The following is a 17,006-nucleotide window of genomic DNA, read 5'->3' as shown; positions in this document are numbered from 1 at the left end:
ATATGTTCTCACGTCACCTGTACATTCTCTTTTCCAAGAATATCTGCAAGAGCTTCAAGTGTATCCTTGTCGGCCTTGATGGTATGGGCTTTGCCAAGCTTCTTGATCTGCTTGGTGTCGGTTAAATATATCGCAACTTCATCGCGTCCGTCACTCTGCGACAGCACTTGTTGTACAGAAAATGCCTTGGCCTCGTAATCCTCTTTGTTTGGGAAACGCAGCCATACAGTCTTCTGCACCTCATCAAATAGCATTATCTTACTGGCTATCAGCTTGGCATCGCGGTCATCCTCGACAGAAACACGGCCTTCTATGAACACTTTTGCATCTTCATTAAGGCGCGGAGCGTTGGCTTCGTAGGTCTTGGGGAAGACGATAACTTCAATAGAGCCGACCAGATCTTCCACAGTCAGAAAGGCCATTATCTGGTCCGTCTTGGTGTATTTGACCTTCTTGTCACTTATGATTCCACCGATAGTCACAGTCGCGTTATCACGTACTACAGGGACACCTGTTTCATCATCAAGATAAAAGTCAGTGGTGGTATTGGTGATCTTCTTTTTCCATATTCCGATATATTCTTCAAGAGGATGGCCTGAAACGTAGATTCCAAGCACCTCTTTCTCAAACTCAAGAAGAAGCTCACGTGGAAATTCTCCAACATCAGGAAGGGGAATCTCGTACATTTTTTTCTCCTCTTCCCCGGCAAAATCAAACAGTGTCATCTGGCCTGCCATGGAATTGCGGTTGGAGTTGTGGAGCTGATCCATAATGTGAGCATAAACAGTCATATGTTGTTTGCGAGTTCCCTCAAAACATTCAAATGCTCCTGCTTTGATAAAGTTCTCAACAGCTCGCTTGTTGACATCATTGGCACGCCCCTGCATTCTGGACAGGAAGTCGTTGAGATTCTTGAATTTGCCATGGAGCTGTCTCTCCTGCACAATCGAAGCTATAACCGGCCTTCCAACGCCCTTGATAGCTGTGAGGGCATAGCGGATTGCCTTCTTGCGGCCGGGAGCAGTTGTTACAACGGCGCCAGGAATAGGCTTATCATTATCCCCAGCATCAATCTCTGTAACAGAGAATCCATCGAAGCCTTCATTAATATCAGGTGGCAAAAGAGCTATGTTCATATTCCTGCAGCTCATGATATATCCCGAAACCTTGCCCGGATTATCAATGACAGAGGTCATAAGCGCAGCCATGAACTCGACAGGATAATAGTACTTGAGCCATGCGGTCTGAAGGGCAACTACTGCGTAACAGGCGGCGTGGGATTTGTTAAAGGCATACTTGGCAAAATCCATCATGGAATCGTAGATAGCATTACCAATTTCTGGAGAAATCCCCTTCGAAGCACATCCCGGAACATTCTCCTCAGGATTGCCGTTTACGAAGTTAGCTCTTTCTACTTCCATGACATGTTGTTTCTTTTTACTCATGGCACGTCTTACAAGGTCAGCTCGTCCAAGAGTGTAGCCACCAAGCTGCTGAACTATCTGCATTACCTGCTCCTGATAAACGATACAGCCATAGGTGGGCTTCAAGATAGGCTCCAGTTCAGGCGTCTGATAGGTTATAGCCCCTGCGTCATTCTTACCCGCAATGTATTTGGGAATAAAGTCCATAGGGCCCGGGCGATAAAGTGATATGCCCGCGATAATATCTTCAAGCGACTGAGGGCGCAACTCCTTCATGAAGGACTGCATTCCACCTGATTCAAGCTGGAAGACACCGTCACAGCGGCCACTTCCGATAGAAGCAAGAACAGCAGGGTCATTGTAGTCTATTTCATCTATATTAATATAATTGGCATCTCCGGGCTTGGCGCCGAGAGAGCGGTTGGCAAAATTAGTTGCATCCTTGATAACAGTAAGGGTGCGAAGGCCCAAAAAGTCCATTTTGAGAAGGCCAAGCTCCTCGATGGTGGTCATGGTGAACTGAGTTGTGACGTTTCCTTCTGCAGAGCGGGAGAGTGGCACCAGATCCTCAGCCGGAGCTGAACAGATAACGACACCTGCCGCATGGATAGAGGTGTGACGAGGAAGTCCTTCCAGTTTCTTGCACATATCGATCAGCTTGTGAACTGTTTCATCGCTCTCGTACTGGCTGCGAAGCTCGGGATTCATCTCAAGAGCCTTGTCCAGAGTGATGTTGAGCTCTGTAGGGATCATCTTGGAAATCGTATCGCCAAAGCTGTAAGGAAGGTCCATAACTCTTGCAACATCGCGGATAACTCCCTTGGCAGCAAGTGTACCGAAAGTGATGATCTGCACAACCTTGTCAGCGCCATATTTCTCAGTGACATAATCTATAACATCCTGACGCCTCTCGTACTCGAAATCCACGTCGATATCAGGCATGGAAACACGCTCAGGATTAAGGAACCTCTCAAAGAGAAGATCATACTTGATAGGATCAATGTTTGTGATATGCATGCAATAGGAAACAATACTACCGGCAGCAGAACCACGTCCCGGGCCGACAGCAATGCCGTTTTCACGGCAGTAATTTATGTAGTCCCATACAATGAGGAAGTAATCTACATAACCCATGCGCTTGATGACACCGAGCTCGTAATCAAGTTTGTCTTTGAGCGTGCCATCGTCATCCGGATACCTCTCATGAAGACCATCAAGACAGAGCTTGTTAAGATAAGTCCAGGAATCGTATCCTTCAGGAACCTCGAAATGAGGCAATTTGGTAACGCCAAACTCAATCTCAACGTGACATCTGTCGGCAATCTTCTGCGTATTATCTAGCGCTTCCTGAGCATATGGGAAAAGAGAACGCATCTCTTCTTCACTCTTAACGTAGTACTGGCCGCCTTCGTAGCGCATGCGGTCCTCGTCGGAAACNTTTTTACCCGTCTGAATACAGAGAAGAAGGTCGTGAGCTTCTGCATCATCTGCATAAGTGTAGTGGCAGTCGTTGGTCGCAACAAGCGGAATATCAAGCTCCTGTGAAAGAGCCATGAGAGAAGCGTTAACCATCCTCTGTTCAGGGATTCCGTGATCCTGAAGTTCCAAGAAGAAATTCCCGTGGCCAAAAATATTATCAAGGCGGATTGCTGCCTCTTTGGCCTTGTCAGGAGTGCCCTTAACAATGTTCCTGGGAATCTCGCCGGCAAGACAGGCAGAAAGCGCAATAATTCCTTCATGGTACTGCTCTAAAAGCTCCATATCTACACGGGGCTTGTAGTAGTAGCCTTCAGTAAAACCGCGGCTGACAATGTGCGAAAGGTTAGCGTAGCCGACATTGTTCTCAGCAAGAAGGACAAGGTGATAATATCGGTCATCTGAAACCGCAGTCTCTTTTTCAAAGCGGGAACCGGGAGCAACGTAAACCTCGCACCCGATTACAGGATTGATGCCCGCATCGCGACAGGCTTTATAGAAATCAATAACGCCATACATGACACCATGGTCCGTGATAGCACCGGCGGTCATGCCAAGTTCTCCAAGGCGTTTAACATATTCTTTTATCTTATTGGATCCGTCCAGAAGAGAGTATTCTGTGTGGACGTGCAAATGAGTAAATGCCATATCTTTAACCCCAACTAAATATATGAAGAAATTATAACACAAATGGATTGGAAAAAGAGTTACATATATTAGTAGGAAAGCGAATAATAATTAACCGTAAAAGAGTTAACATGAATACATAAAAAAGATAAAAATTAAAAGTTTTTTAAATCATTGCAGATTGAAAAAACTTGCGATAAGATAAAAGAAAAGTGTGACAAACTCTTGTCAATTTAAGGCTTTTGTATTATATTTAATTAGATTTTTGAGTGAATTTATTAGAGAAGAATTCTACAATTTTTAGTTTGGAATCGAGGAAATAATTATGGCAAAACAGGTCAAGACTATTGGAGTACTTACAAGCGGTGGCGATGCACCGGGCATGAACGCAGCTATCAGAGCTGTTGTACGTAAATCACTTGCTAACGGACTCAAAGTTAAGGGTATCAAGAAGGGATACATGGGACTTCTTAACGAAGAGATCATTGATATGGACAGACGTAGCGTTTCTGATATCATCCAGAAGGGTGGTACAATCCTTGGAACAGCTCGTTGTATGGAGTTTACAACAGCTGAAGGTCAGGCTAAGGGCGCTGAGATCTGCCGTAAGCACGGCATTGACGGAATGGTTGTTATCGGTGGTGACGGATCATACCGTGGTGCTCAGAAGCTTTCTGCTCAGGGAATCAATACAGTAGGTATTCCTGGTACAATCGACCTTGATATTGCCTGCACAGATTATACAATCGGATTTGATACATCAATCAATACAGCTATGGAAGCTATCGACAAGATCCGTGATACTTCTTCTTCACATGAGAGAGTTAGTATCGTAGAGGTTATGGGTCGTCATGCCGGATATATCGCTCTTTGGTGCGCGATCGCTAACGGAGCTGATGACATCCTTCTTCCTGAGAAGTATGACTACAACGAGCAGAGAATTATCGATAACATCATCGATAACCGTAAGAAGGGTAAGACTCATCACATCATCGTTAACGCTGAGGGTATCGGACATTCAACATCAATGGCTCGTCGTATCGAGGCTGCTACAGGTCTTGAGACAAGAGCTTCTATCCTTGGTTACATGCAGCGTGGTGGTAGCCCAACATGTAAGGACCGTGTATATGCTTCTATGATGGGATGCTACGCAGCAGACATTCTTGCAGCAGGCAAGACTAACAGAGTAGTAAGTTACCGCAATGGCCAGTTCGTTGATTACGACATCGACGAGGCTCTTGCAATGAAGAAGAATATCAACGAGTACATGTACGAGATCGCTCGTATCCTGTAATTGATAAAGGCAAGTCCGCAGAAATGCTGGTTTTCGTCTGCGGCGTAATTCATTAAGACTCATAAAGACAGATTTGCTTCCTTTCATGTTATTCAGAACAGTCAGCAAATCTGTCTTTTTTCGTCTTATGAATTATCGTCCTCGGCCGTGGGATGATGCACTAAACTCGGCATTACCTCGTTAAGTGCGCACCCGTGGCTCATACTAGGCTCGAAAATACCTCGCCAAGTATTCTGCTCAAGAACTGCACTAATTTTTCGCTATGTCTACATACAGAATAACGTGTGATAATGTTTGGAATGTGTAGGTTAAAGTATGCTATACTAGTGTATATTTTCTTGGGTGAAATTTTTTAGATAGAGGTTTTTATGATTACAAGTGTAAACAACGATAGAGTTAAACAGGTCGTTAACTATATAGAAAAGAGCAAGGCTCGTCGTGAGGATGATGTTTTTGTTATAGAAGGCATGAAGATGTTAAGGGAAGCTCCGGTACTTCAGGTTAGAGAAGTGTATGTGACAACACGCTTTCTTGATAAAGCCAGCGAGGAAGATAAAGAGATTCTGTGGAGATATGGTGCAGAAGAGGTATCTGACGAAGTTATGAAGAAGATGGCTGCGACACAGACGCCGCAGGGTGTCATTGCTGTTATTAGTCAGTATCACTACACAATGGAAGAGGTTCTTGAGGGCTATAATCAGGATGATGAGGGGGCTAAGCCTCTTATTCTGGTGCTTGAGAATATTCAGGATCCTGGCAATGTTGGAACAATGCTCAGGTCTGGCGAGGGCGCTGGTGTTACGGGAATAATCCTTAGCAAGGGCTCGGCAGATATCTACAATCCCAAGGTTATCAGGTCAACAATGGGATCAATCTTTAGAATGCCATTTATATATGTGGAAAGTATTCCGGAGGTTCTTGAAACACTCAAGGCAAACGGTATACACACATATGCAGCTCATCTAAAGGGTGAAAAGAACTACGACGAGTTTGATTATACACATCCAACAGCATTCCTTATCGGTAATGAAGGTAACGGACTTACCAAGGAAACAGCTGATGCGGCTGATACATATATCCTTATCCCTATGAAAGGGGAGGTTGAGTCGATGAATGCGGCAACTTCCTCAGCAATTCTTACTTTCGAGGCATCAAGACAGCGCAGGGGCAAGTAAGAGAGGCTAAGCACTAGCACCACCAGTAGTAAATTTAAATATATAAACATGTGTAGACATGCAGATATAAGATGATACATACAGGAGGAGAAGTGACATGACAATTGGTTTTATCGGACTTGGAAACATGGCTAAGGCCATTATCGGCGGTATTCTTGCCAAAGGGCTCATGGGACCTAACGAGATTATTGGAACAGCAGCAACAGAGGCTACAAGACTTAAGGTGTCTAATAAGTATGGCATTCAGATCCGCAACTCTAATGAGGCAGTTGCCAAGGATGCGGATATTATCTTTCTGGCTGTTAAGCCACAGTATCTTAAGGTTGTGATCGCTGATATCATGGACAGCATCGATGACAACAAGATTGTAGTCAGCATCGCTGCCGGCAAGACAATCAGCTGGCTGGCAAAAGAGTTTGAGAAACCCGTCAAGCTTGTAAGAGTAATGCCCAACACTCCTGCTCTTGTACTTGAGGGATGCTCAGCTGTGTGCAGAAATGACCTTGTGGACGACAACGATTATCATTTTATCATTGAGCTCTTAGAGAGCTTTGGTAAGGCTTATACAGTTCCTGAATCAATGATGGATGTTGTAGTGGGTGTAAGCGGATCATCACCTGCTTATGTATTTCTTTTCATAGAAGCTATGGCTGATGCGGCTGTGGCAGGTGGAATGCCAAGAAAACAGGCCTATGAGTTTGCTGCCCAGTCAGTTCTTGGCAGTGCCAAGATGGTTTTAGAGACAGGCAAACATCCGGGAGAGCTCAAAGACATGGTTTGCTCACCTGCAGGAACTACAATTGAGGCTGTAAGAGTACTTGAGGAAAAAGGATTTCGCGCAGCAGTGATAGATGCAGTAACTGCCTGCATTGACAAGAGTAAAAGCCTGTAATTTTCTTGCATTATTCAACTTATAAATGTATTAAAATTTGACAAAGATGACAATTTTTGCTAATATCTTTATGTTTTCGTGATAGTAACAAATTGCAACAATTATGTAATAATTGTGCGCAAGACATTTGTTGCTAAATATAGGAATAATTAAGAGGATAGCAAAGATATGAATAAAGTGGCGACGTTATCCCGTGGGATAATGAGACTTTTCATTATTTGTGGTCTCATCTTCGTTCTAACACTTTCTCAGGGGTTAACAGTAGATGCCCGGAGCAACAAGACAATGTCTGATGTTGCGGCAGGTATTTCGAACATTATCAGTCCCGTTTCACCACTTGGTATTGATGCTGATGCTTATGAAGTTCAGGTAGCTTCTAGCGTTGATAAGTCATCTGATGCCAGCAGCGCATCCAGCACTGCCGACGAGACAGAGACCAAAATTGTAATGGCCAATGTGTCCAGGGCCATGAATGTAAGAGAAGAGCCCAGTGAGGATTCTGCCAAGGTGGGAGTCCTGTACAAAGACTGTGGTGGTAAGATTCTCGAGAGAAGAGATGGATGGACCAAGCTACAGTCAGGCGACCTGATTGGTTGGGCCAAGGATGATTACCTTCTCTTTGATGAGGACGCACTTAGCCTTGCTGCTGATGTTGGTAAGCAGATAGTTACCAGCCAGAGTAATGCTCTTAATATCAGAGCAGAGGCTGATGAGAATGCCGAGGTACTTGGAGTTCTCACAGAAAAAGTATTTGTAGATATGATTGAGGATCTGGGCAATGGCTGGATCAGCGTTGATTACAACGATGAAACAGGTTATGTTCAGTCCGATTATGTAACAAGCGAGTTCAAGATCGACCAGGGCGAGACTATTGCGGCTATCAAGATTCGTGAAGAGGCTGAGAAGAAAGCTTCTCTTACAAAGAATCGCGGCGCTGTCAGTGCAGATGCTGATGAAGTCAAACTCCTTGCAGCACTTATCCAGTGCGAGGCAGGCAATCAGCCTTATGAAGGAAGAGTTGCTGTCGGTGCGGTTGTTCTCAACAGAGTTAAGAGTGGGGCTTATCCTAACAGTATTTACAGCGTTATCTATGCTTCAGGTCAGTTCACACCGGCTCTTAACGGAACTGTGGCGAGAGTTTATAACAGTGGCAAGATTGCAGATGCCAACTATCAGGCGGCTCAGGCAGCTATTAACGGCGAGACTACTGTTGGCGGTGCACTTCACTTTAGAAGAGTTAACGGGCGAGAGGGTATTATCATCGGAGCTCATGTATTCTGGTGATGGCAGGTGTATATCCGTACATATTCCTTCTAGATCCTGTGATGTAATTTATAAGAATATAAAAGACAGATTTGTTCCTTTCATGTTATTTATAACAGCTAGCAAATCTGTCTTTTTTCGTTTTATGAATCATTATCCTCATCCGATGACTGCACATTTTGGTTTGCAAAGTATTTTTCTTTAACTAAGCTGCATAATTATGCATAAATTATGTATAATTATTGCTTATATGCATATTTATGTGTTATTATCGATGTAATGACACATTATAAGGCTATAGGCGTGAACAAGGAGGAATAGTATGAATCTGTACGGACGTGACTTTTTGAAACTGTTGGACTATACACCGGAGGAAATCTCTTATCTTGTGGATCTTGCAGCCACACTCAAGGAGAAAAAGAAAAATGGAATTCTTCACGATGAGCTAAAGGGCAAGAACATCGCACTTATCTTTGAAAAGACAAGTACAAGAACCAGATGCTCTTTTGAAGTAGCGGCAAGTGACTTGGGAATGGGTTCAACCTATCTCAACCCTACAGATTCACAGATTGGCAAAAAAGAGAGCATTGCCGATACAGCACGCGTTCTTTCCAGCATGTATGACGGAATTGAATACAGAGGCTTTGAGCAGGAAATAGTTGAAACTCTTGCCAAATACAGCACAGTTCCTGTGTGGAACGGACTTACCAATGAATTTCATCCTACGCAGATGCTTGCAGATCTTTTGACAATAAAAGAGCATTTCGGCAAGCTGAACGGAATTCATCTGGTATACATGGGCGATGCAAGATACAACACAGGAAATTCGCTGATGGTTGTATGCGCCAAGATGGGAATGCATTTTACTGCAGTCTCCAACAAGAAATACTTCCCGGAAAAAGAGCTGGTTGAGACCTGCCTTGATATTGCCAAGAAGACAGGGGCAATAATTGATTTCTGTGAGGACCCTATAGAAGGAACCAAGGGGGCAGACGTTATTTACACAGATATCTGGGTGTCAATGGGAGAACCTGACAGTGTATGGGAAGAGAGGATCAAAGACCTCGAGCCATACAGGGTTACAATGGACATTATGAATAATGCAGGGGATAAGTGCGTATTCATGCATTGCCTTCCATCCTTCCACGACCTCAATACAGGCATAGGCAAGGAAATTAAAGAAAAATACGGCTTAAATGAGATGGAAGTTACGGATGAAGTCTTTGAATCTGACAGATCAATTGTCTTTAAAGAGGCGGAAAACCGTATGCACACTATTAAGGCTGTAATGTATGCAACTCTTAAAAAGAGCGAATAATATAAGAGTTGATGTATAAATGGAAAGCATATATATTAGTATTGTGTAATAATAATCAACATAATCAAGACAAAAATAATCTTGATTTAATACGACGGAAAATTAAGGCATAAAGGAAGAAAAAACATGAATCAGGAGAGTATCGCAGAAAAAATACATACCAAATGGGCTGGTCAGAATCTTATATATAAAGAAAAGACCGGCTCAACCAACGATGACGCAAGAGAACTTGGAGTGCTTGGAGCACCTTCCGGAACTTTAGTTGTTGCTGATCTTCAGACTAAGGGAAGAGGTTCAAGAGGCAGAAGCTGGGAGACACCACAGACAGATAATATCGCTATGAGTCTTTTGATAAGACCGGATGCACCGCCTGAGCGCATTTCGATGCTGACACTTATAATGGGGCTTTCCATTGCTGAGGGTATCGAGGATGCACTGGTTAGTGCAAGGGATGCACAGCTCAGCAGGTCAACTGAGGTTAATATCCCGGGACAGATCATTACTGAGTGCAAGTATTTTCCACAGATCAAGTGGCCCAACGACATAGTCATTGCAGGTAAAAAAATATGTGGTATACTTACTGAGCTTCACATGAATGATGACAATACCATAAGGGACGTTGTAATAGGTGTTGGAATAAATGTGAACATGACAGAATTTCCTGAGGAAATAAAAGATATAGCGGGCTCAATCCTGACAACTACAGGAGTGGAGCTGGCAAGAGAAGATGTAATTGCGTTCTGCATGAAGCGTTTTGAAGAGAACTATGAGAAGTACTCTGTAAACTATGATCTGACTCTTTTGCATGAACAATATGAAGTAAGGCTCATCAACAGGCATAAGATTGTCAAAGTGCTTGATCCAAAGGGAGAATATGAGGCTGTAGCGCACGGAATCAATTCTCTCGGGGCACTTATAGTATCCAATGAAGATGGCGAAGAGTACGAGATCAACGCCGGCGAAGTATCAGTGCGTGGCTTGTATGGATATGCATAGGATCTCGAATTTCTTCAGAAATACGGTATCCTGCAAAGCAGGATTCTTGAGGCATTTCCCGCTTTTGCCCGCAAGAAGTTATGATAAACTGAGGTAGAAAATGATTCTGGTAGTAGATGTAGGAAATACAAATATTACATATGGCGTGTTCAAGGGCGACAAAATGGTCAGCTCTTTTAGGATGACTACGGGAACTACAAGGACATCTGATGAGTATGGACTTGAGCTTCTGGCCCTTATGAACATCAACAATGTGGATAAAGACAAGATTGAGGGCGTCATGATCGCAAGCGTTGTGCCCAAGGTCATGCATGCACTTGTCAATGCGATAGTTAAATATATTGGCAAGAAGCCATATCTTGTGGGCCCTGGTATCAAGACCGGTATTAAGATCTCTCTGGACAATCCAAGAGAAGTTGGCCCTGACCTTATTGTTGACGCTGTCGCAGGATATGAGATTTACGGCGGTCCTGTTCTTGTGGTTGACTTTGGAACCGCAACTACCTATATTATGATAAATGAAAAAGGTGAGTTTTTTACCGGAGTTGTATGTCCCGGAATCAGAATTTCAGCCAAGGCTCTGTGGCAGGATACAGCCAAACTTCCTGAGATAGAGATCAAGAAACCTGCAGGAATTCTGGCCAAGGAGACAATTTCCAGTATGCAGGCGGGACTTATCTACGGACAGATCGGGCAGACCAAGTACATAATCGATAAGATGAAGGAAGAGTCAGGTCTTATGAACACCAAGGTCATTGCGACAGGCGGTCTTGGAAGACTCATTGCAGATGAGACCAAAGAGATAGATGTCTACGATCCGATACTGACACTTAGGGGACTTCAGATCCTCTATGAGAAGAACCGCAGAACCAAGCCACAGCTCAAGGAGTTTGATAATCAAAATGCACCTGAGTGATGGATAAATAATAGTAGTAAGGGCAAAAGAGATGAGTGCTAAAGATTTTGAAGAACAATATAACAAGGAATTCCGTGACAAGGATATGACCACGGAAGAGGAAAAAGATTTCAAGATTGATGAGATGCAGAAGACCAATAAGGGAAGGGTTTTCGAGCAGGCAGCAGGTGGAAGAGTAGTTTTGTGCGGAGCTAATGCTTATGAGCAGAAGTACTACTTTAACCCTGTATTTAAGCAGATTCCTGAGAGCATCAAAAAAGAGCTCAATATAATCAGTGTTCTCTTTACCCAGGAAGCTGGTGGAATCTTCACGATAGTATTTGAAGAGGACGGAACTATCAGCATGGAAACAAATGCTGATGAAGAGGATATCACTTACGATGAGATCACAGCAGGTCTTCTTGTGAGCGAAGTAAGACGTAAGAGACAGGATCTCTTCGAGGCTCTTGGACTCTATTACAGGATTTATGTTCTGCACGAGAATCCGGCAGATATATTGGAAGAATAGGATTGTGAGAGCGCATGGCGCGGAACAATCCGTATTCATTTGGATAGTGAAAGGAACGATATGTCAGGCTACGGCAAGTTACAGATAGGGAACGTAACCCTGGACAATAATATAATACTTGGACCAATGGCAGGTGTATCAGACCTGCCGTTTCGTCTGTTATGCAGAGAAATGGGAGCAGGTCTTGTGTGCATGGAAATGGTAAGTGCCAAGGCCATCACCTACAAGAACAAGAATACAAACATGCTCATGGAAATTCATGAGGACGAGCACCCGGTTTCACTTCAACTCTTTGGATCAGAGCCTGAAATAATGCAGCAGGCAGTAGAGATGATTAAGGACAGGCCTTATGATATTCTCGATGTGAACATGGGATGCCCCGTTCCCAAGGTCGTTGGAAACGGTGAGGGCTCAGCTCTTATGAAGAACCCTGAGCTTATTGAGAAGATTGTTAAGGCACTTACAGAGGTTTCAGACAGACCTGTTACAGTCAAGATCAGAAGAGGTTTTACAGAGGCATCGGTAAATGCGGTCGAGTGCGCTCTTGCAGCTCAGGAAGGCGGCGCGGCAGCAGTTGCAGTCCACGGAAGAACAAGAGAACAGTACTATTCAGGCCGGGCTGACTGGACCATTATCAGACAGGTCAAGGAAGCTCTTAAGATTCCTGTTATCGGTAATGGTGATGTAGTTGATGGACCTAGCACGAAGCGCATGTTTGAAGAGACAGGGTGCGACGGCGTTATGGTAGCCAGAGCTGCCCAGGGGAATCCATTTCTTTTCCGTGAGATAAAGAGCTACTTCGAGACGGGAGAAGCCTGCGAACGCCCAACAGCGCAGGAGATATACGATACAGTTATCAGACATGCTGATCTCCAACTCAAGTATAAGGGAGAGTTCATCGGAATCCGCGAGATGCGTAAGCACGTGTCTTGGTACACTGTCGGAATGCCGGGAAGCGCCAGATTCAGAAATGAGATAAACCAGATGACAGATATGGATTCGCTCAAGGAAGCCTGCAAGAGAGTCATGCTGAGTTGAATAACGCTATTAGAAGGTATTAATAAATATTTTATACTCGATCAATATTTGGATATCTTATTGGAAAAATGTAAAGAAATAGCGCCATATCACAATAGCGTAAACGAATAAATGTTTCGCAAATAGCTATAAAGGGGAATTTTAGGTCATTGACAGATGTTTTTATAGACTATATAATAGCAAAGTTAAAATAGCTTTTTAATAAGAAGTATTATCTATAAATACGCGCTCTAAGCCCACATTTGTGCGGTTTAATCTATTATGAAGGGTAGGTTATCAAATGGAAGAAAAGAAGAACATTTTAACTTATGAAGGACTCAAGAAGTATGAAGATGAACTTCATGAGCTGAAAGTTGTTAAGCGTAAGGAAGTAGCTGAGAAGATCAAGGAAGCTAGAGAACAGGGCGACCTTTCAGAGAACGCTGAGTACGATGCAGCCAAGGACGAGCAGAGAGATATCGAGGCTAGGATCGAAGCTCTCGAGAAGATCCTCAAGAACGCTGAAGTTGTAGTAGAAGAGGACGTTGACCTCAACAAGATCAGCATCGGATGTAAGGTTAAGATCAAGGACCTTGAGTTTGACGAGGAACTTGAGTACAAGATCGTAGGTTCATCAGAAGCTAATTCACTTAAGGGTAAGATTTCAAATGAGTCTCCAGTAGGTAAGGCTCTTATCGGTGCCAAGAAGGGCCAGACTGTTTCAGTTGAGACTCAGGCCGGTGTTATCAAGTACAAGGTACTTAGCATCGAGAGATCAGAAGTTTGATAATAGATTGCAGCTTTCTTTTATAAGAGGATGCGAACAATAAGATCTGCAAGAGCAGATAGTTTATGAAATGTGAATTTAGGGGGCCAGCGATTTACAAGATATTTCGCTGGCTCTTATGATAATAGGAGGAAGAAAAAGTGGCAGATAATAATCAGCAGAACAATCAGCAGAATGCACCTGCAGAGGACGTTGGACGTCTTCGTCAGGTACGTAGGGACAAGCTCTCTGAGCTTCAGGCAGCAGGCAAGGATCCTTTCCAGATTGTTAAATATGACCAGACACATCATACACAGAACGTCAGAGATAACTTTGAGGCATTGGAGTTTGTGCCTCCAGTAGACGAGGAAGGCAAGGCAGTTGTAGTACCTCTTTCAGAAGTACCTGCTGACAAGGTTGTTTCTCTTGCAGGACGTATGATGTCCAAGCGTGTAATGGGTAAGGCATCTTTTGCTAATCTTCAGGACAGAGATGGCCGTATGCAGCTCTATGTTTCCAGAAATGATCTTGGAGACGAGGCTTATGCTGATTTCAAGAAAATGGACATCGGAGATATCATCGGTGTTAAGGGATTTGCTTTCAGAACCAAGACAGGTGAGATCTCAGTTCATGTTAAAGAGCTGACTCTTTTATCCAAGTCACTTATGCCACTTCCAGAGAAGTTCCACGGACTTACAGATACAGAGATTCGTTATAGACAGAGATATGTTGACCTTATCATGAATGAAGATGTTAAGGAAACTTTCAAGAAGAGATCAGCTATCCTTCGTGAGATTCGTAACTTCCTTGCTGATAGAGACTTCCTTGAAGTTGAGACTCCTATGCTTGTTGAGAACGCAGGTGGAGCAGCAGCAAGACCTTTCATTACACATTATAATGCTCTTGATGAGGAGAGAAAGCTTCGTATCTCTCTTGAGCTCTACCTCAAGAGACTTATCGTTGGCGGCCTTGAGAGAGTATATGAGATTGGTCGTGTATTCAGAAACGAAGGTGTTGATACAAGACACAATCCTGAGTTCACACTTATGGAGCTCTATCAGGCATATACAGATTATGAAGGCATGATGGAACTTACAGAGTCAATGTTCCGTTACCTCGCTGAGAAGGTGTGTGGTACAACACTCATCAAGTATGGCGACAACGAGATTGATCTCGGCAAGCCTTTCGAGCGTCTTACAATGAACGATGCTATCAAGAAGTATGCAGGCATCGACTTTGATGCAGTTAAGACTGATGAGGAAGCTAAGGCTCTTGCCAAGGAGCACCACATTGAGTTTGAAGATCGTCACACTAAGGGCGATATCATCAACCTCTTCTTCGAAGAGTACTGTGAGAAGAACCTGATCCAGCCTACATTTATCATGGATCATCCTCTTGCAATTTCTCCTCTTACCAAGAAGAAGCCTACAGATCCTGAGAAGGTTGAGCGTTTCGAGCTCTTCATCAATACTTGGGAGATGTGTAACGCATATTCAGAGCTTAACGATCCTATCGATCAGCGTGAGCGTTTCGCTGCTCAGGATGCTAACGCAGCAGCCGGCGACGAAGAGGCAGAGCACACAGATGAGGACTTCCTCAATGCCCTTGAGATCGGTATGGCTCCTACAGGTGGTATCGGCTACGGTATTGACCGTCTCTGCATGCTACTTACAGATAGCGAGACCATCAGGGACGTTTTGCTCTTTCCAACCTTAAAATCTGTAAAGAAGTGATGAGTTGTGCTCGGAAACCCAGCATTTATGCGGGTTTCATCGGCGGGTTGATTTGTATTTTGTGTTTTGTTTTTAGTTTTTGAATTTGTTTCTGGCGGGCGTCCTCGTGGCGCCCGTATTCTTGGTAATCCGGGGACTACTCCCCTCGCCACACTTCTTATTTGTGGCTCCGCTCATCGTTCTGGTGGGTGGGAATTTTCCATTTTTATTAGTGTTTGGGCTTAGTGCAGACGTGGATTGGTGCTGAGGACTAGTGTTGGACTTAGTGCTGACGTGGATTAGTGCTTGTGACTAGTGTTGAGCTTAGGGGGGCTTATCAGGTCCATCTATGCCTCTAATGAGCAAAAATACTATCTCAAGGCATATTTTTCTGCGGTACAGAAGAGTGCAGAAGCGCGCTGAGATGCTAAATATGCCTTATACAAAAGAATCTTCTCAGTTAGGGCATACTTCTTCGGGTTGCAGAACTGCGTTGAAACGCAGAATATGCCTTATACAAGAAGAAATTCTCAATTAGGGCATATCCTGCTCTCGTTCAAAGCCGGCAGATGACAAAAACGGAATAATAGTATGCCCTCAGAAGGAGAATCTGCAACCAAAAGGCATATTCCGCAATCTTAAGCGCCAACCAAAAGAAGAACCCCAAAACATATTTTTTAAAACAAGGTCAACCACAGCCACAATTACACAGAACCCTAAGACCAGAGTATAAAGACAAGTAGAAAGGACAATCTATACATATGAATGAATTGCTCAAAGCACTTAATACTCGTTTAGAGATGCTTAAAAGAGCTATGAAACTTGCAGAGAAGGCAGAAAAGACATTTCCGGACGGCCATCTCAGAGTAAGCAGAAACAAAAGGCAGACGCGCTATTATAAAATGACAGACAGCGCTGATAAAGTAGGAGAGTATCTGCCAATGAAGGAATCGGATAAAATCAAGACCCTCGCGCAGAAAGATTATAACAAGCATTTTCTGAAAACCGCCAAGGCAGAAATGGAAATGCTGGATAAGTTCCTGCAAAAGTACAAGATCTCTGCGGAGAACACCTACAACAACCTAATCCCCGAGAGGAAGAATCTCGTCACTCCCTACATCTTAACTGATGATCTAATAGTCAAAGAATGGCAGTCTAAAACATTCAAACCAAATCCATACAAACCTGAACATAAAATCCACGACACCAAAAGAGGAGAAAAAGTCAGATCCAAATCTGAAGCCTTCATCGCGGATACTCTATATGAGTTTGGGATACCTTATCGTTATGAGTACCCGGTCAAAATGTTCAACGGTGAGATCAAATACCCGGACTTCACGATCCTCAAGGTCAAGACCAGAGAGATAATCTATTTTGAGCACTTTGGGAAAATGGGGGATGAGGGCTACAGAATAGACACTATGGAAAAGATGGACCTGTATAGAGCCAGCGGGATTTATCCGGGCAAGAACCTGATATTCACCTATGAAACAGAGAATAATCCACTCGATATAAAAGGCATGAGAAAAATGCTACATGAACTTTTCTGCGAGTGTGAATAATAGAAACGCCACAGATTACTGGTAAAATAGTAATTTGTGGCGTTTTTTATTCGCAAAAAA

At 43.6% G+C, this 17,006-nt stretch carries 13 protein-coding genes; 12 read left to right on the top strand and 1 reads right to left on the bottom strand.

Annotation, left to right across the window (positions count from 1 at the left end):
- Positions 1-8: 8 nt before the first annotated feature.
- Positions 9-3,548, bottom strand: coding sequence for a DNA polymerase III subunit alpha (locus BPR_RS14045; protein WP_013282153.1), 3,540 nt, complete (start codon positions 3,546-3,548; stop codon positions 9-11).
- Between the two features lie 304 nt (positions 3,549-3,852).
- Between BPR_RS14045 and pfkA the strand changes: the two genes are divergently transcribed.
- The 12 genes from pfkA (at position 3,853) to BPR_RS13985 (ending at position 16,946) form a co-directional block, all read left to right on the top strand.
- Positions 3,853-4,821 carry a 6-phosphofructokinase gene (gene pfkA, locus BPR_RS14040; RefSeq protein ID WP_013282152.1) on the top strand — a complete coding sequence of 323 codons (969 nt, stop codon included), beginning with the start codon at positions 3,853-3,855 and terminating at the stop codon, positions 4,819-4,821.
- 368 nt (positions 4,822-5,189) lie between these two features.
- Complete coding sequence (locus BPR_RS14035) at positions 5,190-5,996, top strand: TrmH family RNA methyltransferase (protein ID WP_013282151.1); 807 nt, start codon at positions 5,190-5,192, stop codon at positions 5,994-5,996.
- Between the two features lie 97 nt (positions 5,997-6,093).
- Positions 6,094-6,888, top strand: coding sequence for a pyrroline-5-carboxylate reductase (gene proC / locus BPR_RS14030; protein WP_013282150.1), 795 nt, complete (start codon positions 6,094-6,096; stop codon positions 6,886-6,888).
- Positions 6,889-7,056: 168 nt separating this feature from the next.
- Positions 7,057-8,172, top strand: coding sequence for a cell wall hydrolase (locus tag BPR_RS14025; RefSeq protein WP_013282149.1), 1,116 nt, complete (start codon positions 7,057-7,059; stop codon positions 8,170-8,172).
- Positions 8,173-8,473: 301 nt separating this feature from the next.
- Positions 8,474-9,469 carry an ornithine carbamoyltransferase gene (argF, locus tag BPR_RS14020; RefSeq protein ID WP_013282148.1) on the top strand — a complete coding sequence of 332 codons (996 nt, stop codon included), beginning with the start codon at positions 8,474-8,476 and terminating at the stop codon, positions 9,467-9,469.
- Positions 9,470-9,595: 126 nt separating this feature from the next.
- Positions 9,596-10,465, top strand: coding sequence for a biotin--[acetyl-CoA-carboxylase] ligase (locus BPR_RS14015; RefSeq protein WP_013282147.1), 870 nt, complete (start codon positions 9,596-9,598; stop codon positions 10,463-10,465).
- Positions 10,466-10,565: 100 nt separating this feature from the next.
- Complete coding sequence (locus BPR_RS14010) at positions 10,566-11,381, top strand: type III pantothenate kinase (RefSeq protein ID WP_013282146.1); 816 nt, start codon at positions 10,566-10,568, stop codon at positions 11,379-11,381.
- Positions 11,382-11,412: 31 nt separating this feature from the next.
- Positions 11,413-11,889 (top strand): DUF6145 family protein, encoded by a 477-nt coding sequence (locus tag BPR_RS14005; protein WP_013282145.1) that lies wholly within the window; start codon positions 11,413-11,415, stop codon positions 11,887-11,889.
- A 60-nt stretch (positions 11,890-11,949) separates the two neighbouring features.
- A complete protein-coding gene (dusB, locus tag BPR_RS14000; RefSeq protein WP_013282144.1) occupies positions 11,950-12,927 on the top strand; it encodes a tRNA dihydrouridine synthase DusB in 978 nt (325 codons plus the stop codon).
- 280 nt (positions 12,928-13,207) lie between these two features.
- Positions 13,208-13,693: a transcription elongation factor GreA gene (gene greA / locus BPR_RS13995; RefSeq protein ID WP_013282143.1), complete on the top strand. Its 486-nt coding sequence runs from the start codon at positions 13,208-13,210 to the stop codon at positions 13,691-13,693.
- A 140-nt stretch (positions 13,694-13,833) separates the two neighbouring features.
- On the top strand, positions 13,834-15,405 hold the full coding sequence (lysS, locus tag BPR_RS13990; protein WP_013282142.1) for a lysine--tRNA ligase: 1,572 nt from the start codon (positions 13,834-13,836) through the stop codon (positions 15,403-15,405).
- A 794-nt stretch (positions 15,406-16,199) separates the two neighbouring features.
- On the top strand, positions 16,200-16,946 hold the full coding sequence (locus BPR_RS13985) for a hypothetical protein (RefSeq protein ID WP_143754310.1): 747 nt from the start codon (positions 16,200-16,202) through the stop codon (positions 16,944-16,946).
- The last annotated feature ends 60 nt before the right edge of the window (positions 16,947-17,006 follow it).

The sequence above is a fragment of the Butyrivibrio proteoclasticus B316 genome (assembly GCF_000145035.1).
Taxonomy (GTDB): Bacteria; Bacillota; Clostridia; order Lachnospirales; family Lachnospiraceae; genus Butyrivibrio; species Butyrivibrio proteoclasticus.
This window is presented reverse-complemented; position numbering and strand designations above follow the sequence as displayed.